The sequence below is a fragment of the Pectobacterium polonicum genome (assembly GCF_005497185.1).
In the GTDB taxonomy this organism is placed as follows: Bacteria; Pseudomonadota; Gammaproteobacteria; order Enterobacterales; family Enterobacteriaceae; genus Pectobacterium; species Pectobacterium polonicum.
The window spans coordinates 52,092-78,880 of the sequence record NZ_RJTN01000007.1; the positions used below are offsets into that span (position 1 = coordinate 52,092).

General features: G+C 52.6%; 23 protein-coding genes and 4 tRNA genes. 4 read left to right on the forward strand and 23 right to left on the reverse strand.

The genetic code is table 11. The features are described from left to right. Positions 1–21 precede the first annotated feature (21 nt). The 3 genes from EDI29_RS09840 to EDI29_RS09850 are packed head-to-tail and all read left to right on the forward strand — an operon-like array spanning position 22 to position 3,208. The gene (locus EDI29_RS09840; protein WP_137740756.1) at positions 22–1,245 is read left to right on the forward strand and encodes an amino acid ABC transporter permease; all 1,224 of its coding nucleotides are present in this window, start codon (positions 22–24) and stop codon (positions 1,243–1,245) included. A 10-nt stretch (positions 1,246–1,255) separates the two neighbouring features. Then, positions 1,256–2,365, forward strand: a complete 1,110-nt coding sequence (locus tag EDI29_RS09845; RefSeq protein ID WP_137740757.1) for an amino acid ABC transporter permease — start codon at positions 1,256–1,258, stop codon at positions 2,363–2,365. A 42-nt stretch (positions 2,366–2,407) separates the two neighbouring features. Next, positions 2,408–3,208 carry an amino acid ABC transporter ATP-binding protein gene (locus tag EDI29_RS09850; RefSeq protein WP_137740758.1) on the forward strand — a complete coding sequence of 267 codons (801 nt, stop codon included), beginning with the start codon at positions 2,408–2,410 and terminating at the stop codon, positions 3,206–3,208. Positions 3,209–3,265: 57 nt separating this feature from the next. Here the strand turns inward: EDI29_RS09850 and EDI29_RS09855 are convergent, their stop codons facing one another. From EDI29_RS09855 to purB, 6 genes are all read right to left on the reverse strand, one after another. Next, positions 3,266–4,423 carry a M20 peptidase aminoacylase family protein gene (locus EDI29_RS09855; protein WP_137740759.1) on the reverse strand — a complete coding sequence of 386 codons (1,158 nt, stop codon included), beginning with the start codon at positions 4,421–4,423 and terminating at the stop codon, positions 3,266–3,268. A 77-nt stretch (positions 4,424–4,500) separates the two neighbouring features. Beyond that, positions 4,501–5,262 (reverse strand): amino acid ABC transporter ATP-binding protein, encoded by a 762-nt coding sequence (locus EDI29_RS09860; protein WP_107168957.1) that lies wholly within the window; start codon positions 5,260–5,262, stop codon positions 4,501–4,503. 9 nt (positions 5,263–5,271) lie between these two features. Further along, positions 5,272–5,943 (reverse strand): amino acid ABC transporter permease, encoded by a 672-nt coding sequence (locus tag EDI29_RS09865; RefSeq protein WP_137740831.1) that lies wholly within the window; start codon positions 5,941–5,943, stop codon positions 5,272–5,274. A 139-nt stretch (positions 5,944–6,082) separates the two neighbouring features. Continuing rightward, positions 6,083–6,874, reverse strand: coding sequence for an amino acid ABC transporter substrate-binding protein (locus EDI29_RS09870; protein ID WP_137740760.1), 792 nt, complete (start codon positions 6,872–6,874; stop codon positions 6,083–6,085). Then, positions 6,871–7,413 (reverse strand): GNAT family N-acetyltransferase, encoded by a 543-nt coding sequence (locus EDI29_RS09875; RefSeq protein ID WP_137740761.1) that lies wholly within the window; start codon positions 7,411–7,413, stop codon positions 6,871–6,873. Before EDI29_RS09875 ends, EDI29_RS09870 begins: the two co-directional genes overlap by 4 nt. 9 nt (positions 7,414–7,422) lie before the next feature. Continuing rightward, positions 7,423–8,787 carry an adenylosuccinate lyase gene (purB, locus tag EDI29_RS09880; protein ID WP_040034422.1) on the reverse strand — a complete coding sequence of 455 codons (1,365 nt, stop codon included), beginning with the start codon at positions 8,785–8,787 and terminating at the stop codon, positions 7,423–7,425. Between the two features lie 248 nt (positions 8,788–9,035). On the opposite strand from purB, the gene EDI29_RS09885 reads away from it, so the two are divergent. Continuing rightward, positions 9,036–10,337: a histidine-type phosphatase gene (locus tag EDI29_RS09885; protein ID WP_137740762.1), complete on the forward strand. Its 1,302-nt coding sequence runs from the start codon at positions 9,036–9,038 to the stop codon at positions 10,335–10,337. Between the two features lie 123 nt (positions 10,338–10,460). Here EDI29_RS09885 and EDI29_RS09890 read toward each other — a convergent pair. The 17 genes from EDI29_RS09890 to rho all read right to left on the reverse strand — a co-directional run bounded on the left by EDI29_RS09890 (position 10,461) and on the right by rho (position 26,622). Beyond that, positions 10,461–10,537, reverse strand: a tRNA-Pro gene (locus EDI29_RS09890). Positions 10,538–10,579: 42 nt separating this feature from the next. Beyond that, positions 10,580–10,666: transfer RNA gene (locus tag EDI29_RS09895), tRNA-Leu, on the reverse strand. A 52-nt stretch (positions 10,667–10,718) separates the two neighbouring features. After that, positions 10,719–10,794: transfer RNA gene (locus tag EDI29_RS09900), tRNA-His, on the reverse strand. Positions 10,795–10,911: 117 nt separating this feature from the next. Further along, positions 10,912–10,988 (reverse strand) — tRNA-Arg (locus tag EDI29_RS09905). Between the two features lie 139 nt (positions 10,989–11,127). After that, a complete protein-coding gene (gene thrP, locus EDI29_RS09910; RefSeq protein WP_137740763.1) occupies positions 11,128–12,519 on the reverse strand; it encodes a bifunctional threonine/serine APC transporter ThrP in 1,392 nt (463 codons plus the stop codon). A 317-nt stretch (positions 12,520–12,836) separates the two neighbouring features. After that, positions 12,837–13,586, reverse strand: coding sequence for a lipopolysaccharide N-acetylmannosaminouronosyltransferase (gene wecG / locus EDI29_RS09915; protein WP_137740764.1), 750 nt, complete (start codon positions 13,584–13,586; stop codon positions 12,837–12,839). Beyond that, the gene (gene wzyE, locus EDI29_RS09920) at positions 13,583–14,974 is read right to left on the reverse strand and encodes an ECA oligosaccharide polymerase (protein WP_137740765.1); all 1,392 of its coding nucleotides are present in this window, start codon (positions 14,972–14,974) and stop codon (positions 13,583–13,585) included. Before wzyE ends, wecG begins: the two co-directional genes overlap by 4 nt. Next, positions 14,971–16,056, reverse strand: coding sequence for a TDP-N-acetylfucosamine:lipid II N-acetylfucosaminyltransferase (locus EDI29_RS09925; protein ID WP_137740766.1), 1,086 nt, complete (start codon positions 16,054–16,056; stop codon positions 14,971–14,973). Before EDI29_RS09925 ends, wzyE begins: the two co-directional genes overlap by 4 nt. Next, positions 16,053–17,303 (reverse strand): lipid III flippase WzxE, encoded by a 1,251-nt coding sequence (gene wzxE / locus EDI29_RS09930; RefSeq protein WP_137740767.1) that lies wholly within the window; start codon positions 17,301–17,303, stop codon positions 16,053–16,055. Before wzxE ends, EDI29_RS09925 begins: the two co-directional genes overlap by 4 nt. 1 nt (position 17,304) lies before the next feature. Continuing rightward, positions 17,305–18,435: a dTDP-4-amino-4,6-dideoxygalactose transaminase gene (rffA, locus tag EDI29_RS09935; protein ID WP_137740768.1), complete on the reverse strand. Its 1,131-nt coding sequence runs from the start codon at positions 18,433–18,435 to the stop codon at positions 17,305–17,307. A gap of 4 nt (positions 18,436–18,439) precedes the next feature. Then, complete coding sequence (gene wecD, locus EDI29_RS09940) at positions 18,440–19,171, reverse strand: dTDP-4-amino-4,6-dideoxy-D-galactose acyltransferase (RefSeq protein WP_137740769.1); 732 nt, start codon at positions 19,169–19,171, stop codon at positions 18,440–18,442. A 38-nt stretch (positions 19,172–19,209) separates the two neighbouring features. Then, positions 19,210–20,283, reverse strand: coding sequence for a dTDP-glucose 4,6-dehydratase (gene rffG, locus EDI29_RS09945; protein ID WP_193555654.1), 1,074 nt, complete (start codon positions 20,281–20,283; stop codon positions 19,210–19,212). Beyond that, a complete protein-coding gene (gene wecC, locus EDI29_RS09950) occupies positions 20,274–21,536 on the reverse strand; it encodes a UDP-N-acetyl-D-mannosamine dehydrogenase (RefSeq protein ID WP_137740771.1) in 1,263 nt (420 codons plus the stop codon). Before wecC ends, rffG begins: the two co-directional genes overlap by 10 nt. A gap of 117 nt (positions 21,537–21,653) precedes the next feature. Further along, a complete protein-coding gene (gene wecB / locus EDI29_RS09955) occupies positions 21,654–22,784 on the reverse strand; it encodes a non-hydrolyzing UDP-N-acetylglucosamine 2-epimerase (RefSeq protein ID WP_137740772.1) in 1,131 nt (376 codons plus the stop codon). Positions 22,785–22,851: 67 nt separating this feature from the next. Beyond that, on the reverse strand, positions 22,852–23,898 hold the full coding sequence (gene wzzE, locus EDI29_RS09960; protein WP_137740773.1) for an ECA polysaccharide chain length modulation protein: 1,047 nt from the start codon (positions 23,896–23,898) through the stop codon (positions 22,852–22,854). Between the two features lie 21 nt (positions 23,899–23,919). After that, entirely contained in the window at positions 23,920–25,017 is a 1,098-nt protein-coding gene (wecA, locus tag EDI29_RS09965; protein ID WP_137740774.1) for a UDP-N-acetylglucosamine--undecaprenyl-phosphate N-acetylglucosaminephosphotransferase, read from the reverse strand. Positions 25,018–25,362: 345 nt separating this feature from the next. Then, positions 25,363–26,622, reverse strand: a complete 1,260-nt coding sequence (gene rho / locus EDI29_RS09970; protein ID WP_025919665.1) for a transcription termination factor Rho — start codon at positions 26,620–26,622, stop codon at positions 25,363–25,365. Positions 26,623–26,789: the final 167 nt, after the last annotated feature.

Sequence of the window (26,789 nt, forward strand, 5' to 3'; positions counted from 1 at the left end):
CAGAAGAAAAGACCGCCGGTAATGAAATCACCAAACAAGACGCTGTCATCAGCCTCTGCACCACCGTGGCCGGGAACGCTATCTTATTCGCACCGTCTGTTGAATGCGTTTGACAGCAAAGCGCTGCGTGCCTGGATTTATCAGTGCCTGCTCGGCTTCCTGATTGTCGCTTTCAGCTACTGGCTATACGCCAATGTGGTCGAAAACCTGCGTTCACAAAACATTGCCACTGGCTTCGGTTTTCTTGATCACACCGCACAGTTTGAGATTGGTGAAAAACTCATCGCGTTTACCCCACGCGACAGCTACCTGCGCGCGCTTGGCGTCGGGTTACTCAATACCCTGTACGTCACGCTATGCGGCATCGTACTCGCTACGCTGCTCGGTTTCTCCGTCGGCATCGCCCGCGTTTCCCGTAACTGGCTGCTGGCGCGACTCGCCGGGGGCTACATCGAGCTGATGCGCAATATTCCGGTGATCTTGCAGGTGATTTTCTGGTCGGTGGTGATCCGTAATTTGCCCTCGCCACGCGACGCCATCGAGCTTGGTAGCCTGGGATTTCTGACCAATCGCGGCCTGTCTTTTTCCGTCCCCGCTGCGCATCACGGCTGGCTGTGGACGGGGATCGCGCTACTCGCCGCCGTCCTGATTAGTCTGATCCTGACCCGCGTAGCGCGCTATGTTCGGGAAAGTCGAGGCCGCGCACTGCCGACAGGTCGCCTGACGCTGGCCGCGATCATCGGGTTACCGCTGCTGGTTTGGTGGCTTTCTGGCGCACCGGCAGAGCTTGATCGCCCGATCCTGCGCGGCTTTAACTTCCGCGGCGGCTTTACCATCAGCCCCGAATTTACCGCGCTGCTGCTCGGCATTGCGCTCTATTCCTCTGCGTTTATCGCAGAAATCGTGCGGGCAGGGATTCAGTCTATCCCCAAAGGCCAGTTGGAAGCGGCACGCGCGCTGTCTTTTTCACCCTGGCATATGATGCGCCACATCATCATTCCACAGGCTATGCGCGTCATCGTTCCGCCGTTGACCAGTCAATATGTCAGCCTGTCAAAAAACAGCTCGATCGCGGTCGTGGTCGGTTACCCGGAGCTGGCGAATATCAGCAACACGCTGATGAACCAGACCGGTCAAGCACTCGAAGTGATTGCCATCATGATGGTGGTTTACCTGACGGTCAGCATCGTGACATCGCTGCTGATGAATCTGTTTAACCGCGTCGTCGCCATCAAAGAGCGCTGAGGAGCACCGTATGTTATTTCCGACACTGTCACTCTCCGCTGTTCCCAGCCGCTTGCGCACGACGCTATTGTGGCTACGTCGCCACCTGTTCAGCAGCGTGCCGCAAACCGTACTCACACTGCTGCTAGTGGTGTTGATGTGGAACGTCGGCAATAAACTGCTGCACTGGGGCATTCTCGATGCCGTGTGGTACACCGCTGACCCAGACGTTTGTCGTGTGGCCGCTGGCGCCTGCTGGGCAGTGATCGTGGAAAAACATCGCCCCATCCTGTTTGGCCTTTATCCTTACGATGAACACTGGCGTCTGGTGTTGGCGATGGGAATCTGGTTTCTGGCGCTTGGCCTGTCGCTGATGCCGCGCTTCTGGCATTCACGCGTCCTCTTACCGCTGTGGACTGTCGCAGTGGTCGCCATCGCCATCCTGATGTCCGGCGGCGTGTTTGGCTTATCTCATGTACCTTCCAGCGAATGGGGCGGTTTACCGCTGACGATTCTGCTGTTTAGCGGCACGGTTGTCATCGGTATGCCAGTTTCGGTTTTGCTGGCGTTGGGGCGGCGATCGCCACTGCCTTTTCTACGCGGTTTGTCGGTTATTTTTATCGAGGGTCTGCGCGGTGTGCCGCTCATCACAATTCTGTTCGTCGCCGTTAATGTCTTCCCGCTGTTCCTGCCCGCAGGCATGGAAATCAACAAGCTGCTGCGCATCATCATCGGCATCGCGCTGTTTTTCGCCTGCTATCAGGCCGAGGTGATTCGTGGCGGTTTACAGTCCGTTCCGCGTGGGCAATATGAAGCAGCGATGGCGCTCAATCTCAGCTATTGGCACACCACGACCAAAATCATCCTGCCGCAGGCGCTGCGTATCTGCCTGCCCGCCATGACCAACCATATTATCGCCGCCATGAAGAATACCTCGTTCGTCATCATTATTGGGCTGTTCGACATTCTCACCGCCACCAGTTCAGTGATGCAGGACCCACTATGGCGGCGCTATTACATTGAAACCTATATTTTTATCTCGGCTATCTATCTGCTGTTTGGCTTTTTGCTCTCACGCTACGCGCTGTGGGTAGAAAAACGCATTGACGCCAGCCGTAACCCAGAAATGTATCACGGTTAAGCGACAGCCGTTGATGAAAATACAGACAGGAGCTTTGTTATCATGAGCTTAGCCGCAGACACTTTCGTTCCAGACACCTTAGTTACAAAGAATGTTGTTACAGACAACAACGTCATCATTGAGATCGACGCTGTCAGCAAATGGTATGGTGCGTTTCAGGCGTTGAATAACGTGACGCTTAACGTGCAGAAAGGCGAACGCGTGGTGATTTGCGGCCCCTCCGGCTCTGGTAAATCCACACTCATCCGCTGTATTAACCGACTGGAAGAACACCACGACGGCCATATCCGCGTGAATGGCATCGAAGTTAACGACAACATCAAGAACATCAACCGTATACGTTCCGGTATCGGTATGCTGTTCCAGCAGTTCAACCTGTTTCCCCACCTAAGCGTGCTGGATAACCTGACGATCGGTCCAACGCTGGTCAAACAGCGTAAAAAGCAAGAAGCCATCGATTTAGCGATGCACTATCTGGAGAAGGTGCATATTGCCAATCAGGCGCACAAATTCCCGCTACAGCTCTCTGGCGGCCAGCAGCAGCGCGTGGCGATTGCCAGGGCGCTGTGTATGCAGCCGGAAATCATGCTGTTTGATGAGCCCACGTCTGCGCTGGACCCGGAGATGATTAAAGAAGTGTTGGATGTGATGCTCGATCTGGCAGAATCCGGCATGACGATGATCGTCGTCACCCATGAGATGGGTTTTGCCAAGACGGTAGCCGATAAGGTCATTCTGATGGCCGACGGTAGCATTGTGGAATCCGCCCCACCGCAAGATTTCTTCAACACGCCATCACACCCGCGTACACGCCAATTCCTGGATCAGATTCTGAGCCATTAGTAGGCAAAAAATATCCGCGCCGAGGAATCGACGCGGATAGCATGGCTTAACCGTGGATTAGCGGGAAGACAGCTGTTCTAAACTCTGCTTCGCCACCTGATACAGATAGTGTGCCGTCGGGAACAGCGCGCGGTCGTCAACGCGGAATTTCGGGTGATGCAGCGCATACGGTCCGCCGGAGCCAACCATCATGAACGTACCCGGCAATTTCTGCTGATAGAACGCAAAATCTTCACCAATCGGGCTGGCTTCCACGCGACGCGCTTCAAACCCTTCGTCACTCGCCACATTCAGCGCAAACTCAACCCACTCTGGCGTATTAATCACCGAGGGCGGCCCTGCGTGCCACAGGAACTCAATTTCCGCGCCAAAGGTGCTGGCGATACCCGCAACGATCTGACGAAAACGCTGTTCAATTAAATCACGCGCGGCCTGATTGAACGTTCTGACCGTGCCTTCAACATAGGCCGTGTCGGGGATAACGTTCCAGGTGCTGCCGCTATGTACCTGCGTAATCGACACCACCGCGTTATTGTCGGACGATACTGTGCGGCTGATAATGGTCTGTACAGCAGAAATCAGCTGACCCAGAATGATAATCGGATCGTTGCCTTCATGCGGCTTCGCGGCGTGACAGCCTTTCGCTGCGATCTTGATCTCAAAGCGGTCAACGCCCGCCGTCAGTGCACCGTCTTTCCCACCGATGACGCCAACCGGCAGCGTTGGATCGTTGTGAATACCAAAAATCGCTACCGCATTGTCCAATGCGCCAACAGCGATGACTTCCGGCGCGCCCAATCCTGTTTCTTCAGCAGCCTGAAACAAAATTCGCACCGTGCCTTTCAGCTCAGGCTCAATTTTCTTCAGCAGAATCGCCGCACCCAGCGCTGCGGAAGAGTGAAAATCATGGCCGCAGGCGTGCATCACGCCTTTGTTAAGCGACGTAAATTCTACGCCAGACTCTTCTTCAATCGGCAGGGCGTCGATGTCCGAACGCACCACGACCAATGGGCCTTCCTGTAGACCACCGACTTCTGCGACCAGACCGGTTTTCAACGGCAGATCGAGAACGCGAATCCCTTCTTTTTCCAGTACCGCGCGAATCTTCTTCGTGGTTTCGAACTCCTGATTCGACAGTTCAGGGTTGCGGTGTAAATCGTGGCGAAATGCCTGAATAAACTGAGCCAGAGGCTCGTGCTGAGGTGCTGTTCTCATCAATTCTTGCTCCACATTATCGTGCCCTGTCTGGCAGGGCGGCCTTGTTCAGGCGTGCAGGTGTGTCTACGTGTGCGTTAAATATCGTATTCAAGCGGCTCAGGCAGCTTGGTCAACTGACGCAGGAAACGCTGGGTTTGCGGGTTGTCCGAGAAGCTAATCACCTGCTCTGCCGGGCCTTCCTCAACGATGTGACCATCCGCCATGAAGATCACCCGGTCGGCCACTTCTTTCGCAAACTGCATTTCATGGGTAACGATCACCATCGTGGTGTCGTTTTTCGCCAGCTTCTGAATCACCTGAAGCACTTCGTGTACCCTTTCTGGGTCCAGCGCCGAGGTCGGTTCATCAAACAAAATGGCTTTCGGATCGACCGCCAGCGCACGTGCAATACTCACGCGCTGCTGCTGCCCACCGGACAACGTCACCGGATACTGCGCCGCCTGCGGGAGCAGGCCGACCTGCTCCAGCAAAGCCAGACCAATTTCATCCGCCTGCTTCTTCGGCATTTTTTTCACGACAATCAGCGCTTCCGTTACATTCTCCAGCGCCGTCTTGTTCTTAAACAGGTTATAACTCTGGAACACCATCGCCGTCTGACGGCGCAGTGCGTAAGCCTCCTTGGAGGAGTAACGATGCGTATCCAGCGTTTGGTCGCCAATTTTGATCGTGCCTGACTCCGGCGTTTCCAGCAGGTTCAGACAGCGTAGCAGCGTGGATTTACCCGAGCCGGAGGGGCCGATAATCGCCACGACTTCGCCTTTCGCGATATCGAGGCTAATGTTGTCCAACACCACCTGATCGCCAAAGCGTTTAGAAAGATTCTTTACACTGATCATGTCAGCCCCTTATCGCTGTAGCGAGTGATTCAGTTTCTTCTCCAGCTGTTTTTGCAGCCAGGCGTAAACAACAATCACCATCCAGTAAATCAGACCCACGACCAGGAAGGTCTCAAAGAAACGCAGAGATTCAGCGGCAATCATCTTGCCTTCCGCGAACAGTTCGGAGACGCCCAGCGCGAAGGCCACCGAGGTATCCTTAATCAGGGAAATGAAGGTGTTCCCCGTCGCTGGCAGCGCATTCAACATCGCCTGAGGCAACACAATACGGCGATAGACCTGCGCTTTACTCATGCCAATGGATAGACCCGCTTCCGTCTGGCCGAAATCCACCGAGGCCAGACCCGCACGGAAAATCTCGGCCATGTAAGCGGAGGTTTTCAGGCTGAAGCCGATAATCGCGGCCGTCATCGCATCCAGATTGGATAAGCCGGGGAATAGCTGCGGCAGGCCGAAATAGATAATAAACAGCTGAACCAACGATGGAATACCGCGAAACAGCGAAATATACAGCTCGACGATTTTTACTACCGCGACGATCTTGCTTTCACGGACTAACGCCAGGATAAGGCCGAGAACCATAGCAAAAAACATCGACACCACGGCAAGGAACAGCGTGGTTGGCAAATACATTAATACCTGGGGAAAGACCTTTAACAGGTAGGCAAGATCGATATTCATAAGTAATACCATTAATGCTTCCACCGGCCATACTGCGCCGGTGGAACAGGGTTATGACTATTGGCTATATAACAAATCATCTGGCTACATAACGAGTCATCAAGCGAGATGACGACTCAGCCGAGATGACAACGCGAGGTTATTTAGCCGGTGATACCGTGATGTCTTCGCCAAAATATTTTTCGGAGATAGATTTCAGACGTCCATCTTCACGCATTTTCGTCAATTGTGCATCGAACTGTTTACGCAGCGCATCGCCTTTCTCGTCCTTATGGAACGGGAAGCTGACTTCTTCAATCACCAGCGGTTCGCCAACCAGTTTGAACGGCAGGTTACGCTTATTGATTTCCGCCAACAGGATCGGACGTGAATTCACGTAGCCTTCAACACGTTTGGACAGTGCATCGTTCATCGCGCCATCACGCGTTTCATAGGTACGGATGTTTACGCTGCCATCGGCAAAGGCTTTTTTCAGGTTGTTAACGTGATTAGAACCCAGAACCCCAGCAACCGTCTTCCCTTTCAGGTCGGCGAGTGAATTAATGTCCGCGTTGTCTTTGTGCGTCACAATCTGGCTGCCGTAGAAGCTGTAAGGCTGGGCGAAATTGTATTTTTCCTGACGCGCAGGGGTAATTGCTACCACGTTTGCCACGGTATCCAGCTTTTTCGCTTCCAATTGCCCCATCAGGCCACTGAAATCAGCGGTAACCCACTCAACTTTGTAGTGCAGGTCGTTAGCAATGGCTTCTGTGACTTCAACGTCAAACCCAACCAGCTTGTTATCTTGCTTAAAACCACTTGGATAACTCTGACCTGTTGAACCCACTTTCAATACTTTTTCCTGCTCGGTGCCGCTCTTCCCAGAATCACAGCCGGCAACAAGAAAGGCGGTCGTCAGCGCCAGAACAGACAACGTTACTTTTTTCATCATTTTACTGCCTCTCTTTTTGAGTTTTTATCTTTCCACTGGTCATATAATTGGTTATCAAGGATTTTTTCCATCCAGATTGTCAGATGTCCTTTTCCCAGATTCGTCTGCCCGACTTCCTTGAAACCATAATTTCTGTACATCTCAATCAGCCACGGGTGGTTTTGCGCAGTACCCAACGACACCGCAGGGGCTTTGAGCTGGTTAATCAGAATCTCTTCTTCCAGCCAGTTCATCATTTGCTTACCCAACCCCTGTTTTTTATAGCCAGGGTGCGTCGCAAACCAGCCCAGATGCGGTAAACCGAACGGGCCAGGCTCCGGCCCCCACGGATAGCGGATGGTGAATGACGACACCATCTCTCCGCCTTTTTCCATCACATAAACGCCGTGTGAGGCGATATGCGTGCGCACCATATCGATATCCGCATGGGCGGCGGAAAAATTGATACCGAGCTGACGAATCGGCTCAAACGCCGCCAGCGCCAGCGCCAAAAAAGTTTCATCATCCGCAAGCGTAGCCTGGCGAAATACGATACTCATGGTTTCACCTTATACGGGTAACAGGCCGGAGTTATCCGCATAGCGAATCACATCATCGACCTTCTGCGGCGCGCTGCCGACGTAGTTCGCCGGATTCAGCCATTCGTCCAGATCGGCGGCGGTCACCTGTTCGGAAAGCACCGGATGGGCCAGCAGTACCGATTTAAAAGACTGATTCTGCTCGAATGCCTGCATAGAGCATTCGTAAACCAAATGGTGAGCAGTCTGCTTACCGAGGCGTTTGCCAATCTCGAACATCACTTTCTCGGATAACAGCAGGCCATTTTGCAGATCGAGATTAGCCAGCATCTGCTTCTCGTTAACAGACATGCCACGCAGGATGCCAAGCGCATTCTGAAGCTGAGCAGACAGATAGATGTTGATTTCCGGCAGAGCGATCCACTCCGCACGCCAGCTCATCGCATCACGCTCATGTTCAACTTTCATGGATTCGTGGATCAGGGCAGCACTCTTAAACAGCGGTGCAGTCAGGCTCGCCAACCCTTCCAGCGCGGCGGGGTTACGTTTATGCGGCATCGTGGTAGAACCGATCTTCCCTTCAGAGAACGGTTCTTCAATTTCGTTAATCTCGGTGCGCATCAGGTTATACAGTTCGTTGCCGATTTTGCCCAGCGTACCGCTGATCAGCACCGTAACGGAGGCATATTCGGAGAAGCGATCGCGGGCAGACTGCCAGCCGATATTCGGCGTATTCAGCCCCAGTTTATCCAGCGTCAGACGCTCGATTTCCGGCCCTTGTTCGCCAAAAGAGGCATAGGTGCAGATGGCACCATTGATGTTACCGACCAAAACACGCTCTTTGATTTCACCCAGACGCTCAAGGTGACGGATAAACTCATCCAGCCAGACGGCCAGTTTGAAGCCAAATGTGGTGGGTAACGCCTGCATACCGTGGGTACGGCCTGCCATCAGCGTATGTTGATATTTCTTCGCCAGACGTTTCAGTTCAACGGCCAGCAATTGTGTATCTCTGACGACAATATCAAAAGATTGTTTCAGCTGTAACACTGTCGCGGTATCAACGATGTCCTGCGTGGTCACGCCGTAGTGAATAAACTCACCCGCAGCGCCACACTGTTTCTGGATCGCGGCAATCGTCGGCATCAGAGAGTGCTTCATGCGCGCGGCATCTTTTGCAATCTCTTCAACGTTAAGCGCGCTTGCGTCAGCGTTTTCTGCAATGGTTTTTGCCGCATCCAGCGGAATGACACCCAGTTCCCCCTCGGCAAGCGCCAGGGCCACTTCTACTTCGACCTGTTTAGTCAGGCGGTTATGCTCAGACCAAACGCCGCGCATTTCAGGCGTGCCAAAATTATTCCCTATAAGAAGAAAATCAATAAGATGTGATGCCATAATTAACTCGTTAGTGTTGGATTTATCAGGCGGGGTTTTATGTCGTCTTTTTAATTTTTAAAAATATAACATGCGGAAATTATGCGCTTTATACCTTTCGGATCTATCTTAGATCAAAAAGTTTGATTGCAAAGTATGCATCTGGAAATGTTCGCTAACACTCTCTCTTGGACTGAGAAACCTGCTTGTCACTTTCCCTTCTCTACAATGAAATCCCTTGCTCGTATCACTGCTGACGAAGGATTATCATGCTTTCCCACCACGCATCGCGAACGATCCGTATTTTATTGATTATCATCTCTATTATTTTAACGTTCTCTACTCAGGCTCAGGATCGCTACCAGTTGGAGAAGGTGGTTGAAGTCAGCCGCCATGGCGTTCGCCCACCGACCGAATCCAACACGACCGCGTTAGAATCCGGCACGGCACGACAATGGCCGCAGTGGGTAACAAGGGATGGCGAGTTAACCGGACATGGCTATGCCGCCACCGTGCTAAAAGGTCGCTATGAGGGCGAATATTATCGTCAGCAGCATCTGTTCGCTTCGGGTTGCCCAGTAGAGCAGCAGATTTATGTGCTTGCCAGCCCATTACAACGCACTCGCGCAACCGCACAGGCCTATATGGACGGCATGTTCCCCGGCTGCGGCATTGCCACACATGCCGTTGAGGATGAAAAGCACGATCCGCTGTTCCATGGGGATAAAATGGGAATTGGCACACTTGACCCCGAACGGGCAAAGGCCGAGGTGTTAAAAGCGATGGGAGGCGACGTGGATAGCGCCTATCAACGTCTTCAGCCCAGTATCGAACTGTTGCAGCAGGCCGTATGCGCAGCAGACAAACCCTGCCCGGTGTTTGATAAACCGTGGGCGCTCAAACAGGATAAAGACGGTTCGACGTCTATCAGCGGCCTAAATACGCTGGCGAATATGAGCGAGGTTTTCCTGCTGGAATATAGCGAAAACCTGCCGCTGGCACAGGTTGCCTTCGGCCATGCCCGCAGCACGCAGGATCTCACCCCGTTGATGGCCCCGATGACGGCTAAATACGACGTCACCAATGATGTTCCCTACATTGCACAGCGCGGCGGTTCGCTATTGATGCAGCAAATCGCACAGGCACTGGCGCAAGGGACATCGGCAAAACAGGACACCACACAAGGCGAGCCCCCAGCCGTCCCTTACTTGCTGTATGTCGCTCACGACACCAATATCGCGTATCTGCGTACACTGTTGCAGTTTCACTGGCAGCTACCCGGCGATACCGCCGATAACATTCCGCCCGCGGGCAGTCTGGTATTCGAACGCTGGCACGATATCACGACGCAGCAGCGTTTTTTGCGTATCTATTTCCAGACGCAGTCGTTGGATCAGATTCGTTCACTGACGCCGCTAGGCGAGCAACAGCCATTACTGAAAGAAGAGTTTACGTCTCAGGGCTGCCAGCAGACAGAACAAGGCACGCTATGTCCTTTTGATACCACGCTGGAATCAATGCGAGAAAGTATCGATAGCAGCGCGCTAGCGCCAGTGCATTACGCGCTGTAGCACGCTATATCGCAGGGAACCACAACGCCTTGTCGGGTTGATAAATCTGGCAAGGCTTTCGCCAGAGAAGGTAAATTGCAGACGAAAAAAAAGCACATCTTTCGATGTGCTTTTTCTTATAATTGGTCGGCGAGAGAGGATTCGAACCTCCGACCCACTGGTCCCAAACCAGTTGCGCTACCAAGCTGCGCTACTCGCCGAATTTACTGCTTTTTTGAACATCACTGATGTTCTCGTTTGTGTGGTGCGAAGAGAGGGACTTGAACCCTCACGTCCGTAAGAACACTAACACCTGAAGCTAGCGCGTCTACCAATTCCGCCACCTTCGCATAACTCACAAACTATTTTATTAACGAAAAATCGCTAATTTACTGCTAAATCTGGGGTGGCTAATGGGACTCGAACCCACGACAACTGGAATCACAATCCAGGGCTCTACCAACTGAGCTATAGCCACCATCACCACACGTTACATCTTATTACGTGGTACTTCCTTTTTACGGGATACTTTCTTTACGAAGAAAAGTGTACCACCGCAGCTCTTGCACACAACATACTCGTTTACACAATATAATGGTGCGCCCGACAGGATTCGAACCTGAGACCTCTGCCTCCGGAGGGCAGCGCTCTATCCAGCTGAGCTACGGGCGCTTAGCGCCGTTGCGGGACGGGATATTACGGACTTAGCGACTGGCTGTCTAGTGCTTTTTTATCGAAATGATGCGTTTGCTTATGCTTTGTTCATTTCAAGCTAAATAACATACAAATCCGTCCTTCCCGCCCCCAACTACTACGATTTACCCCCTGCCAGCGACGTTTTTTTGCCCAGTCCCAGTGCAAAATAACACAGGCTTACCACGGCTAGAAAGGCGATACCGACCAATAAAGACATCCGCGTATCGATATTTATATACATTCCCACCAACACACACAGCAAAAATGCCATCGTCAGGTAGTTTACCCACGGGAACAGTATCGATTTAAACGGATGTGCGGCCAGCGCAGCACGATGCTGATCGCGAAAACGCAGTTGGCTGATCAACACCACAAACCACGGCACCATGCCCGGCAGCACGCTGGCGCTATACACATAAACAAAGACTTTTTCCGGGTTAGGGATGACGTAATTCAAGAGCGACCCAGCCACCAGGCAAAGAATAGAAACCATGACGCCTGCCGCCGGTACACCACTGGCCGTCACTTTACCTAGCCAGGCGGGAAGCTGCCGGTTATTAGCCAGCGAATACAACATGCGACCACAGCTATACATGCCGCTGTTACAGCCGGACAACGCGGCCGTCAGCACCACAAAGTTGATGATACCCGCCGCCGCAGTGATACCGATTTTGGCAAACGTCAATACGAACGGGCTGCCAGACGTACCGATTTCATTCCAGGGGAAAATTGTGACGATAACGAAGATCGCGCCCACATAGAAAATCAGGATGCGCCACAGAATGTTATTGATCGCACGCTTCAGCGTCACCTGCGGATTTTTCGCTTCGCCAGCGGTAATGCCCACCAGCTCAACCCCCTGATAGGATGCCACCACCAGACAGAGGGCAAACAGCAGTCCTTTCCAGCCTCCGGCCAGGAAACCACCGTGCTCAGTCAGGTTACTGAATCCCGTCGCCTGACCGTGGTTACCAAAGCCAAAGAAAATAATACCGACACCGACCACGATCATTACAACAATGGTGGTGATTTTAATCATCGCAAACCAGAACTCGATTTCGCCATACAGCCTTACTGCCGCAAGGTTTGCGCCTGCAACCAGCGCAACTGCGGCAATAGCCGGTATCCACTGCGGTAAATCGGGGAACCAATACTGAACATACACGCCAATGGCGGTAATTTCCGAAATTCCGACCGCCATCCACATAAACCAATAGCCCCACGCGGTGAGGTAACCGAAAAAGGGATGCATGTATTTATGCGCGTAGACGGCAAACGATCCCGCAACTGGCTCCAGATAAAGCATCTCGCCCATTGAGCGCATGATGAAGAACACGAAAATCCCGGCAACAATATAGGCCAGCAATACTGATGGCCCCGCCCACTTCAGCGCGCTGGCCGCGCCCATAAATAGCCCGACACCGATTGTGCCACCCAGCGCAATCAGCTCAATATGTCGGGCTTCCAACCCTCGATGGAGTTTTTCCTGCTTTACATCTTCTGCCATATATCCTCTGTCTTTATGTTGTGTTTATCCCGGCTATTGCCAGTTATTGTTCTTATTTCAGAAATGCGATCTATCTATTAGAAAAAATGTTCCTCGCCTCAAATTGGCGGCCATGAAAATACCGTAATGTGGGCGTGAATAACACATCAGGGACGACGAATACGTCAAAGATAGAATTCTGTCTTTCTGATTGTTTGGCAAACAGACAATTGAAGTCGAATAGGGATGAAAGATCAGGGTTATCTACTGTAGAAAACGGCGGCGAGGGAAGGTAATGTGAGACAGATTGGCGCGTTTACCGCGCCAATTCAGCCCACCTATAGGCGACCGCTATAGTGGTAGGCAACGTATTTCAACAGCCTAAACTGCCGAAAAATACGGCTCGGCTGGGACAACAAGCGATAGAGCCATTCCAGCCCTAGGTTTTGCCACACGAGCGGGGCGCGTTTCACATGCCCGGTAAAGACATCGTATGTTCCACCGACGCCCATATACAGCGCATCAGGATAGTGGTGGCGACAATCGCGCATCAGCATTTCCTGTCGTGGCGATCCCATCGCGACGGTGACAATTTGTGCGCCGCTGGCACGAATACGTTCGAACAGCGCATCACGCTGCTCCGGCGCAAAATAGCCATCCTGACTGCCGACAATATTGACGTTCCACTGCGCCCGCAGCTTCGCTTCCGTTTGTGCCAGCACATCGGGTTTGCCGCCCACCAGAAAAACCGGCGTGCCTAATTTGCCTGCCCGCTCCATTAGCGCTTCCCACAGATCAGCACCCGCAATACGTGTGACGTCAGCCTCTGGATATTTGCGTCGAATGGAACGTACAATGCTGATGCCGTCCGCATATTTATACTCTGCACGATCGAGCAACGTACGCAGCGCCACATCTTTTTCCGCCGTTAGCACTTTCTCAGCGTTAATCGCCACGAGCGTGCCCGTTTCAACCCGCTCGCCCGCAAACAGGTAATCAACAAACTGCGCCCTATTACGAAAACCGTGAATGGGCAAACCACGAATGGTATACAGAGGAATGGTCTCTGTGGTTTTTAACGCTGTCATACCTGCTCCTTTATCACAGTATCCTGTACGGCGCTGGGTGTCGGCGCGATCGGTGTGGTACGCACGCGCATCAGACGCTGCCGGATGAGTCCGGCGCTTTCCAACAGCCAGTAAAGCAACTTCGCCACGAGCAGGCACAGGCCAAAGATCAGACAGAAAAATACCACGCGTGAAACGAAGGCGTCGACACCTTCACGCGCCAGAACGATGATATTGAATACTGCACCGAAGCAGAACGCCTGCAAGATAGCGGCCTTATAGCGATTGCTATCGTTCTTCCCTAGCTCGTACACCCAATCAAACCACTTGATAACCAGCCCCACTGCGATCGCCCCCAACGGGATAAACAGCACGCCGCCCATTACCACCAGCGAGCCCAACAGCGTGGGGGATATCGCTAGCCCTGAATGGTTATTCAATACTTCCCAAGTGAAATAGTTTGCACTGTTTAACACCAGATTCGGCCGATCGGGCCATAGCCAGGAGGGAATAAAGACGTAGAAATCACGGGCAATCGGTGCCAGCCCCTGAAATTCAATCTTGTCATAGTTCTGCCACAACAGCGCCAGATTTTCCCAGGGCGAGAAGGTATCGCGGGTTAAATAGAGGAAGGTATAAAAGGCGTAATCGCCACTGACATCCAGCCCATAGCGCTTCAGCGCCAGCCAGAACATCCCGATAACCCCAAACACGCCAGCCGCGACTAACATCCAGAGTGTAATCCAGCCGCGCACGATACCAATGAACAAAAACAGAGCGAAGGCAATGATCAGATTCGCACGCGTACCGCCGACAATCACATACGTCAGCATCCCAAAAGCGACTGTTCCAATGAGGAACAGTAGCCACGCCCGCTGCGTCTGACGCAGGAAATACACCACCAGCATTGCGGGAATGAAGAAGTAGAAAAAGCGTTTCAACGCCACGCCAGACACATCGCTGGAGAATATCTGGCTATAAGAACGCAGTTTAAATAGCAAGAAGCCATTGTTGAGGAAGAAAATACCGACGGTCGCTACCGCAATCAACGCCAGCAGCAGCCAGGTCAGATTGGCTTCAACTCGGTTCACCGTCAGGAGTGGCGCACGCGGCACAGCGATTTTCTGGCGCAGCCGCGTCTTATAGCTGACGTAATAGATGGCATAAAATGCCGTCGCGGACAGCATCGCCTGAAGCAGGTACTGCACGGGGACGACGTCAACGCCAAACCGGAACACCAGCACGCAGGTAAACGGAAAACCAAAATAGAACGTCAATAAATAGAGCAGGGAAAACAGTACGTTAAAATTAAAACGTACCCGGCGAAACTCCATCCAGGTCAGGCTCAGGATAAAGATGACGGAAATCAGGTAGACGACAAACAGCCCGCCAAATTGTCCCAGCGTCATGTCGGTTCTCCCGCAGCCAACGCCAGCGCATCCCGCCAGCCTTGCAGATAATTGGGATTGAAGAACGCAATCTGGTGCTTATCGACCGATGCCAGTTGGCGCTGCGCCTCGCGCACCAACGCTTCATCCATCTGGTCACCGTAAAACAGTACGGGTAGACCTTGTTCCGTCAGATCCTGCCAGAACGGGTTTTGCCGACTGATCACGAACGGCACACCAAACTGAATCAGCAGGCATAGCGTCCCAATCCCCTGCTGGCGATCGAAAATAAAATAGCCCACATCACAGGTGCGTAGCATGTTGAGGTAATCATCAAACGCCAGTTGCTCTTTCAGCAGTTGGAAATTTTTCACACCGAACAGCGCCAAACCGTCCTTTTCCACCTGTGCGATGTAAGACGCGTTGTTCGCAGGGTAGCCCATTGGCACAATCACCCGCACATTGCTCCCGAACTGTTTGTGAATCGCCTGCAACGCTTCCTGATGACGATTGGTGCGATCGCCAGAATTACCGACCAAAATCGTCATCGGCCCTGCCAGTGGTTTATCCACCTGCATGCCCGTTAGCGCCGGATTCATTCGCGTTGGGAAGTACAGCAACGACGTCGGCACCCGCGGTGAACGTTGCTGATACCACGCCAGATCGCCACGCGTGGCAAACACATGTCCAACACGCTTTTGCGCCATACGTCGCAGCAGATAAAACAGGCGGTACTTCAGGCTGCTCGCCTCTTCATACAAATCTGCGCCCCAAACGTGCCAGTAAGCCTGCTCAGGTTTGATTTTCCCGCTCAGCAGCGCCAGCCACAGCGTGGGATTAAACTGCCCATGCAGGAAAAAACGCGTCTTACGGTTCGCTTTGGCTCTGGCGATAACCGCTTCAGCTAGCGTCTTTTTATTCACACAGGTTTCAATACGCAGCGCGGGGAAATCGGCCGATGAAATGCCGTCGTGAGAAGCCACGATAAAGTGCCGAATCTGCTGTTCGGGGAGTTCCGTCGCCAGTACGTCGTTAAAAAAACGTAAAACGGTCTGGTTATGATGCGGGATGTCAGATCCCAATACATGAATCAGTGTCGTCATGCTCGCCTACGGTAAATAATGAATACGCAACAACAAAGCAAAAAATAGACCAGATAAGTTGCCATATAAGCCTGCGCTGCGCCTTGTGCGCCATAAAGCGGAATCAACCAGTGAGAAAAACCGGTTAACAGGAGAAACTGGCTGACTTCCGTGAGCAGATAAAAGCGCAGCGCCGCTTTCGCAATGACCAGATAGCCAAAGACGTAAGCGCCCACTTTCATTACATCGCCTACCAATTGCCAAACGAAGAGATCTCGCATTGCCGTGAACTGGCTGGAGAACAGCAGCCAGATGGCAACATCGCGCAGCAGCCACACACAAAAGCTGACACCCGCCACGACGGGCAGTACAAACTTCAGCGAGCGTACAATTTCCTGCGCCAGCGCAGCCTTGTCCGTCAGGCGCGAGAGCGTTGGCAACAGATAAACGGTAAAGGAAGCGGTAATAAATTGTAGGTAAGCATCGGAAATACTGCTGACACCCTGCCAAATACCCACGTCATCCCAGCTGTAATGCGCCGCCAGCAGGTTACGCATCATGATGTACGCAACGGGCAGCGTCACCGCCGTCATCAACGCCATCAGCGTGAACTTGCCCAACTGACCCGCGATGGCACGATCCCACGCCGGTTTTAGCGACGCCAGCGACAGCGGTGTACGCCGCAATAGCATGATGCCCGCGGGAATCACCAGCAGCGCAGGCACCAGCGCCAGCCCTGCCAGAGCGCCGACGTAGCCACCCAGTTGCAGACAGAGCCAAAAGGCCGCCAGCCCAATCAGGCTACCGCCGATAACGGCCAGCGCGTTGCCTATCGCATCCCGATAGCCTTTGAGGATCGCCAGACATAGGTTGGCGTAGGCGATACCCATTTGGATAAACGCCAGCGCGCGCACCACGTCGCGATAGTCGTCATGCCCAAATAGCAGATTAGCGATAGGCGTTGCGGCCGCCAAAAAGAGAATCGCCAGCAGCGTGGAGAAGCCCAGCACCAGCGTGACAGACGTACCGAGCAGCGGCCTCAGTCGTTCCGGCTGTTGCTGGTACTCCGCCACGTATTTGGTGACGCCGTTGAAGATCCCGGCACCGGCTAGTACGCCCAACACCGTAATTAACTGGCGGAAATTCCCTGCCATCCCTACACCGCTGGGGCCAAACGTAACCGCCAGCAGTTTGACGACAACCAGCCCCGCGCCGATTTTTATCAGCGTGGAGCCTGCCGTCCATATCGATGCTTTCGCCAACGACATATCAGGAAAAGAAGCTCAGAATGGTATTGATAACGGTCCGCTGATTGACGTCCGACAGGTTGTAAAACAGCGGTAAACGCACCAGCCGTTCGCTTTCCTGCGTGGTGTAGCGATCGTCACCGAAGAAACGACCAAAGTTCAGACCCGCCGGGCAGCTATGTAGCGGGATATAATGAAAGACCGTCATGATCTCGGCTTCTTTCATGTAATTGATAAACGCACTGCGGTCGTCCTGATCGCGCAGTTTGATATAAAACATGTGCGCGTTATGAATCCCATTGGCAGGTACGGTCGGCAGGGTAAGTCGCCCGGCATCAGCCAACGATTTAAAGGCGGCGTAGTAGTTCTGCCACAGTTTCAGACGGCGTTCGTTAATCGGCCGCGCCGCTTCCAGCTGCGCCCAAAGGTAGGCAGCCTGGATATCTGCCATTAGATAACTTGAGCCAATGTCACGCCAGGTGTATTTGTCCACCTGTCCACGGAAGAACTGGCTACGATTGGTGCCTTTTTCACGAACGATTTCCGCCCGTTCCACCAGTCTGGCGTCATTAATCAGCGTGGCTCCGCCCTCACCGCCCGAGGTGTAGTTCTTGGTTTCGTGAAAGCTGAAACAGCCGATATGGCCGATGGAGCCAAGAACGCGGCCTTTGTAGCTGGACATCACGCCCTGCGCGGCATCTTCCACAACATATAAATCGTATTTTTTCGCCAGTGCCATAATCGCGTCCATCTCGCAGGCTACGCCCGCGTAGTGAACCGGCACGATAATGCGCGTTTTTTCCGTAATTGCCGCTTCGATCTTCGTTTCGTCAATGTTCATGGTATCCGGGCGGATATCGACAAACACGATCTTTGCCCCGCGCAGCACAAAGGCGTTGGCGGTAGAAACAAAGGTATAGCTCGGCATGATCACTTCATCACCGGGCTTAACGTCGAGCAGTATCGCAGCCATTTCCAGCGACGCGGTGCAGGAAGGCGTGAGCAGGACTTTTTTGCTGCCGGAATAATGTTCCAGCCACTGCTGACAACGGCGGGTAAACCCGCCATCACCGCACAATTTGCCGCTGCTCATAGCAGCCTGCATATAATCCAGTTCCGTACCGACAACCGGTGGCGCATTAAATGGAATCATGTGATCACCTGTATAACCAATACGCCGTGCTCTCAATCGTAGCACCACGGCGAAGATAAAGACGAAGAGCCGCCACGTTGCCAACCTGCGTTGCGACCCGAAGGCGTATCAGCCCTTGCTGTCGGCACCACATTTCCGCCAGCGCCATCAGCTGTGAACCAATGCCCCGTACCGTAACGTCTGGCCAAACGCCGAGTAACCCGATACGTGCATCCCTGCCATCCACTCTGCGCAGCGTAACCCACCCTTGCGGATTACCCGCTGCATCTTCCGCCAGTAAACAGCAGTGGTCGAACGTACCGAGCACGGCGTTTTCAATCCACTGCGCATAGAAACGTCCGCTATCTTCCGGCTGATACCACGGAGAACGAAAACGGCTCAGCGCAAAAACGCGTGATGCCGCGTCCCTCAGCACAGGAATATCGTCGGGTGTGGCTTCACGCCAGCGCGGTAGCGACGTAACAGCGGTAGCAGGATGCAGCGACAGACTGAGATCGACTTCACCCTCCACCAAACGAAACCCGAGATCGGCCAGCGCATCCGCCAACGCCAGATTGTCTGCCGCGATTTTGGCCTGCGTCAGCGCAAATGCGCTAAGCGCATCACACGTCAACGCGGGCGCAGAAGGCGAAAAACTCAGCTTACCGCTGTCAAGCTGGAAGAATTCGCTCTCCCAACCCAGCGGTTCAACTGTGGCGCGAATGTCTACCTGTCCTGCTAATGTCGGATAGGTCATCGTTTCGCCCCTTTCTTTTCTGCCATATGACACGAAGCTTAGTCGTTCAGCCCTAAACGCTCACCGGTATAGGAACCGTCCTGCACGCTGCGCCACCATTTTTCGTTATTCAGATACCAACTGACCGTTTTCTTCATGCCTGTCTCAAACGTTTCTTCTGGACGCCAGCCCAGTTCACGTTCAATTTTCCCAGCATCGATCGCATAGCGCATATCGTGACCTGGGCGGTCTTTCACATAGGTAATGAGATCGCGATAATGCGCCACGCCAGCAGGCTTATTCGGTGCCAGCTCTTCCAGCAGTTCGCAAATCGTCTGCACCACTTCAATGTTTTTACGTTCGTTGTGGCCACCGATGTTATACGTCTCGCCGATTTCGCCTTCCGTCACTACTTTGTACAGCGCACGAGCGTGGTCTTCCACAAACAGCCAGTCACGAATTTGTGCGCCGTCACCGTAAACCGGTAACGGTTTGCCCGCGACCGCATTCAGGATGACCAGCGGGATCAGCTTCTCTGGAAAGTGGTAAGGGCCGTAGTTATTCGAGCAGTTGGTGATAACCGTCGGGAGCCCATAAGTGCGCAGCCAGGCGCGAACAAGGTGGTCGCTGGACGCTTTCGAGGCCGAATAAGGGCTGCTCGGCGCATAAGACGAGGTTTCGGTAAACAGATCGTCCGTCCCATGCAGGTCACCAAACACTTCATCGGTAGAAATATGGTGAAAACGGAACGCGCTTTTGTCCGCATCAGCCAGGTTCTGCCAGTAGTGACGTGCCGCTTCCAGCATGGTATAGGTGCCGACAATGTTGGTTTCGATAAACGCTGCGGGGCCGTCGATAGAGCGATCGACGTGGCTTTCTGCCGCCAGATGCATCACCAGCGCAGGCTGGTAGGTCTTGAAGACACGGTCCAATTCAGCACGATCGCAGATATCCACCTGCTCGAACGCGAAGCGTGAACTATCAGCAACGGGAGCCAGCGAAGACAGGTTGCCCGCATAAGTCAGTTTATCGACAACAACGACACTGTCCTGCGTTTCAGTCAGAATGTATCTGACCAATGCTGAACCAATAAACCCGGCACCACCGGTAATTAAAATACGTTTCAACGCCATACTCCTTTGGTATCAATGACCCACTGTTGTTTCACATCTTCTGGGTTAATCGCTTTAAACTGACGGTGGTCTACCAGCATCACAAGCACATCAGCTTCTTTTAATGCGTCGAGGGTATCGACCAGTTTTACCTGCCCGGCCAACACGGACGGCAGGTGTTTGACATTCGGTTCAACGACTAACGTCGCGCCGGTATTCCATTGTGCAATCATCGACGCAATCCCTACAGCAGGGCTCTCGCGCAAATCGTCGATATCAGGCTTGAACGCCAGCCCAAAGCAGGCCACCGTAACCTCGCTCGCGCGTTTATCCGTCTGTATCAGGTAATCCGCCACGGCCGCTTTTACACGATCGACCACCCAAAGCGGCTTACCATCGTTCACCAGCCTGGCAGTGTGAATCAACCGCGCCTGCTGCGGATTCTGCGACACAATAAACCAAGGGTCGACCGCAATACAGTGCCCGCCAACGCCGGGGCCGGGTTGCAGGATATTGACGCGGGGATGGCGATTTGCCAATCGGATAAGTTCCCATACGTTAATGTTTTGTTCGGCACAAATCAGCGAGAGTTCATTGGCAAAAGCGATGTTAACGTCGCGGAAACTGTTTTCGGTCAGCTTACACATTTCGGCGGTGCGGGAGTTAGTAACCACACACTCACCTTCCAGAAAGATGTTGTACAGTTCGCTAGCGCGGGCAGAACACACGGGAGTCATACCGCCAATAACGCGATCGTTCTTAATCAGCTCCACCACAACCTGACCGGGTAATACGCGTTCAGGGCAATAGGCAATATTGATATCTGCCGTTTCCCCGACCTGCTGCGGAAACGTCAAATCCGCTCGCGCATCAGCAAGCCACTCGGCCATTTGCTCTGTCGCTCCCACAGGGGAAGTCGATTCCAGAATCACCAGATCGCCTTTCTTCAGAACAGGTGCGATGGAGGCTGCCGCCGCCTGAACGTAGGCCAGATCGGGCTCGTGATCGCCTTTGAAAGGCGTCGGAACGGCAATGAGAAAGGCATCGGCCGGTACAGGCTTCGTCATCGCCTGAAGGTAACCATTTTCTACCGCGACCTTGACCAACGTATCCAAATCAGGTTCGACAATATGGATTTCACCGCGATTAATCGTTTCGACTGCCAGTTTGTTCACATCGACACCGATGACTTTTTTCTGGCGTGACGCAAAGGCAGCCGCAGTCGGCAAACCGATGTAGCCCAAACCGATGACGGAAATGGTAGTAAAGCTCATAGTATCACCATAATTTTTATGTCTGCCGCCGCAAGGCAACGTTTAAAATCGCGCCTGGCGATTTTTTATGTCGGGCTATCCCTGCCCGACACCCTTCGGGCCGTCGCATAGCGACGTTTAAAATCGCTCCTGGCGATTTTTTAAAGCATCAACAATGCGTTGACAGGCTTGGCCATCACCAAAGGGGTTATGAGCGCGGCTCATTGCCTGATATGCCTCTTCGTCCGTCAACAGCATAGACACCGCATCGACAATGCTCGCCACTTCCGTACCGACCAGTTTGACAGTACCTGCTTCCACCGCCTCCGGTCGTTCCGTCGTATCGCGCATCACTAATACCGGCTTGCCTAACGATGGGGCTTCTTCCTGAATGCCACCCGAGTCGGTCAAAATCATATAAGATCGATTCATCAAATACACGAAAGGCAGATAGTCCTGTGGTGCAATCAGCATTACATTATCAATACCGCTCAGGATACGATTCACCGGTTCGCTAACGTTAGGGTTCAGGTGAACGGGGTACACGATCTGCACTTCAGGGTGTCGCCGGGCAATATCTGCCAGCGCGCTACAAATGCGCTCAAAACCCCCGCCAAAACTCTCACGCCGATGCCCGGTAACCAGAATCAGCTTTCTATCGTCGTCCAAAAAGGCATATTTTTCATCGAGACTGCGGCGTAACGTAGCATTGCCGACGATCCGGTCACGTACCCAAAACAGCGCATCAATCACCGTATTGCCCGTGACAAAAATATGTCGATCGGACAAATGCTCACGCAACAAATTTTGTCGGGAATTCTCCGTCGGAGCAAAATGGTACATCGCCAAGTGCCCCGTCAGCTTACGGTTGGCTTCTTCCGGCCAAGGCGAATACAGGTTGCCAGTACGCAAACCCGCTTCCACGTGACCGACCGGTATACGTTGATAAAAAGCCGCCAGACTGGTTGCCAACGTCGTGGTGGTATCGCCATGTACCAACACCAAGTCCGGTTTGAACGCTTCCATAACGGGCTCAAGCCCCGATAAAATCCGGCAGGATATCTCACTGAGTCCCTGTCCCGGCCGCATAATATCCAGATCGTAATCCGGCGTAATATCGAACAAACGCAGCACCTGATCCAGCATTTCCCGATGCTGGGCTGTTACGCAAATTCTCGATTCAAAGGCTCCATCCTGAGCCAAGGCATGAACCAGCGGTGCCATTTTAATGGCCTCCGGCCGGGTGCCGAAAACAGTCAACACTTTCACATTGAATCTCTTTAATCAGGTTAGACGCAGATGCTCACTGAGCATCAAACGCAAAGCAGCAAGCCAGTTAGCGTGGACGGCGAGTCAAGGCAATACCCGCTCCGATAAGCGCACCAATCGCCCCCCACATCACCATCAGAAATGCCCGGCGCGGGCTGTCACGCTTCACCGGTTCTTCCGGCGTCCGCAAATAACGATACGTCTGGAAACTGGCTTCGAGCGTTGGCCCAACGTTCAGCGTTGCCAACATCGCACGGTTTTGATCGTAATCCAGTTCGTAGTGAGGGCCGCTGGTCTGTAACGTCTCCAGTCGGGCTTGGAGCATCGGTCTACCAAGCAGGAACATTTCCGATGCGGGGATTTCATCAGCCGGTGTATCCGTCTGACTACGGCTAATACCTTGTTGTTGTGCGATCTTCAGCGCCAGCTCAACGCTGCGCACCTCACGATCGTAAATCGCTTTTGCTACCGCTTCCTGACGCTTGATCTGCGACTTCATGAAAATGGTTCTGGCAGCCCAAGCTCCTTTAATCTCTTCATTCAGGTGGCTGGCAGCACGCAGGCTGGCAAAAGCCACATACTGGCGAAGCAACGTATTCGCATCCGCAGAAGTTTCAGCCACTAACTTAACGGAATCATTGGTTTTTTTCCCATCATCACGCGCCGTAAACTGAATATTGTTGACCATTTCATCTAGCAGGGCTGCATCAGCCTTAGCATCGCCTTCCAGACGTTGCTTGTAATAGTTGGTCTGCAACCAGAAATCACGGCGAGTGTCATAGGCCGCTAATTGCATGATGAACTCACCATAAGCATCTGCCGAAATAGGTGGTTGTTCAGGCGGAGGGGTGGAAAAAGATCGAGCGTCGAGGTTACGCAGGAATTGCTGCTGCGAATAATACCCTCCTAACATATTAACCGTTGGTTTATCGGTAATCGCTGTCGCACTCCACTCCTGTTTCACAAGATACGAGTAGCCTAACGCAACGATGGCAAAAAGCAGACCAATCGCTATCGGCCAGATTTTCCCTCGCCACAACTGGCGAAATAAACCACGGACATCCAGTTCATTATCAATCAACGCATTCCCAGTAGACAAGTTCTCTGATTTCATTACTTCCCCAAAGTTATTTGGTCAGGATGACTGCTTTTGCTCATCAGAATGCCGCATACGACGTTTGACTCGCTTGATAAAACGGGCGACCCGCCATGCTCGTTTCAGGCAGTAGCCATACAGTAAAAAAACAAGCAAGAATAATGCCAACATGACCCACTCAGGTACGAAAAAGAAATATTCTCCCAAGACGCCGACTACCGCCAACAAGGCGGCAGCAAACGTAATCAGCACAAACGCCTGACGGGAAGAAAAACCAGCTCGCATCATTAAATGATGAATATGCTGTCGGTCAGGCGAGAACGGGCTCATTCCCTTACGCAAACGTCGATACATAATGGCGATCATATCGATCAGCGGGATAGCGATAATCCACAGCGCGGTAACGGGATTAATCGGATGCTGTGGGCCTTGCGTCGTCTGAATCAGGAGCCAGATGGCCGTAAAGCCAATCATCGTGCTACCCGCATCGCCCATGAAGACCTTATAACGTCGTCCAAACATGCCAAGATTAAGCAGAATATAAGGCAACGTCGCCGCGATCATGGCAAAACACCACAATGCCAGATTCGTATGGCCGCTCAGATACAACAAAATACCCATCGCCCCGAAGGAGACACTGGATAATCCACCGAGCAGCCCATCGATCCCATCGACCATGTTGAACGCATTGATCGCAGCCCAAACGGCAAACAGCGTAACCAAATAGCCAAACGGTCCCAGCCCCATCTGCCATGGGCCGAAAATGTGCCCTAGATTGTGTATCGTCAAGCCAGCAAAGGCCATCATCACTACCGCGACAAACGCCTGCACAACGGCACGAATTTTCACGCTGATATCAAAACGATCGTCCAACATGCCGACAAACACCAGCACACCTGCGCATAGCAGATAAAGACGGAAGTTGAGGATGTATTGATCGGTAATAAAGTAGGTAAAGCAGATACCCGCATACACGGAAATGCCGCCGACCAGAGGCACAAGACCCCGATGGCGTTTACGGTAATTGGGACGATCGACAAGCCCTATTTTACCCGCGATGCTGCGAGCAAAAAAAAGAAAGCCCAGAGAAAACAAGAAAATAAATAGTAATTCGGTACTCATAGTGAGTAAGTTCACCGTTAACAGCTGCGCTGTAGCTGTTCAGTATAGACTCGGTTTACGCCTTATATCCTATCGCCCATGTTGATCGCCAGTACAAATTGAAGTGGTAACCGCACCTTTCTCGCAGAAAACACATTCACAGCCGATTAATTGAGGGATAAAAAAACGCCACGACCCAGCGTGGCGTTCCCCGAGTTATCCGTAATGTACCCGTCATACTTCAAGCCGCATGTGCGTTGGCAATACTCGGCTCATCTCTGAACCTCACCCTGAGGGGCCAACGCTGTGCGTTGTTCAAAACGCTAGCGTTTTGTCCTGCAACTCGAATTATTTAGGGTATATATAGATGAACGCCCGGATTTATGAACGTTTCATCATATCGAAGAATTCGTCGTTGGTTTTTGTCATCGCCAACTTGTTGATGAGGAATTCCATCGCATCGATCTCACCCATTGGGTGGATGATTTTGCGTAGAATCCACATCTTCTGCAATTCTTCAGAGGTAGTAAGTAACTCTTCTTTACGCGTACCGGAGCGGTTGTAATCAATCGCTGGGAACACGCGTTTTTCTGCGATTTTACGCGCCAGGTGCAGTTCCATATTACCTGTACCTTTAAATTCTTCGTAAATCACTTCGTCCATCTTAGAACCGGTATCAACCAGCGCGGTGGCGATGATGGTCAGGCTACCGCCTTCCTCAACGTTACGCGCCGCACCGAAGAAACGCTTCGGACGATGCAGGGCGTTAGCATCCACACCACCGGTCAACACTTTGCCCGACGCCGGAACCACGGTGTTATAAGCACGTGCCAGACGGGTAATGGAGTCCAGCAGGATGATAACGTCTTTCTTATGTTCAACCAGACGCTTCGCTTTTTCGATCACCATTTCAGCAACCTGAACGTGACGGGAAGCCGGTTCGTCAAACGTTGACGCAACCACTTCACCTTTCACCAGACGCTGCATCTCGGTCACTTCTTCTGGGCGTTCGTCAATCAGCAGCACCATCAGCACACAGTCAGGATGGTTGTAAGCAATACTCTGCGCAATATTCTGCAGCAGCATAGTTTTACCTGCTTTCGGCGGCGCAACGATCAGACCACGTTGCCCACGACCAATTGGCGAAGCCAGATCCAGTACACGCGCCGTCAGATCTTCTGTCGAACCGTTACCACGCTCCATACGCAAACGAGAGTTTGCATGCAGTGGTGTTAAGTTTTCGAACAGGATTTTGTTGCGGGCATTTTCAGGTCTGTCGTAGTTAACTTCGTTAACTTTCAGCAGGGCAAAATAGCGCTCACCTTCTTTCGGCGGGCGAATCTTGCCAGAAATGGTGTCACCAGTGCGGAGGTTGAAACGGCGGATTTGGCTGGGAGAAACGTAGATATCATCGGGGCCTGCGAGGTAGGAGCTGTCTGCGGAGCGGAGAAAGCCGAAGCCATCCTGCAATATCTCCAGCACGCCATCGCCGAAAATATCCTCGCCGCTTTTGGCATGCTGCTTCAGAATCGCGAAGATAATATCCTGTTTACGCATGCGGGCCTGGTTTTCCAGTCCCATATTTTCGCCAAGAGTAATTAACTCAGAAACTGGCGTATTCTTTAATTCGGTAAGATTCATAGTGGTGGGTTCTTTAACTCGGGGTAAATCTCGAACTAGTAACGTGAATGGTATGGCAGGATCATCCGTGCCTCTATAACAGCCTTCAACCACCGGATTCCTGTCTGGTTTCACACCTGAAGCGCATTAAATCCGCGCAAAACGACATCCGCATAAACGATATCCGC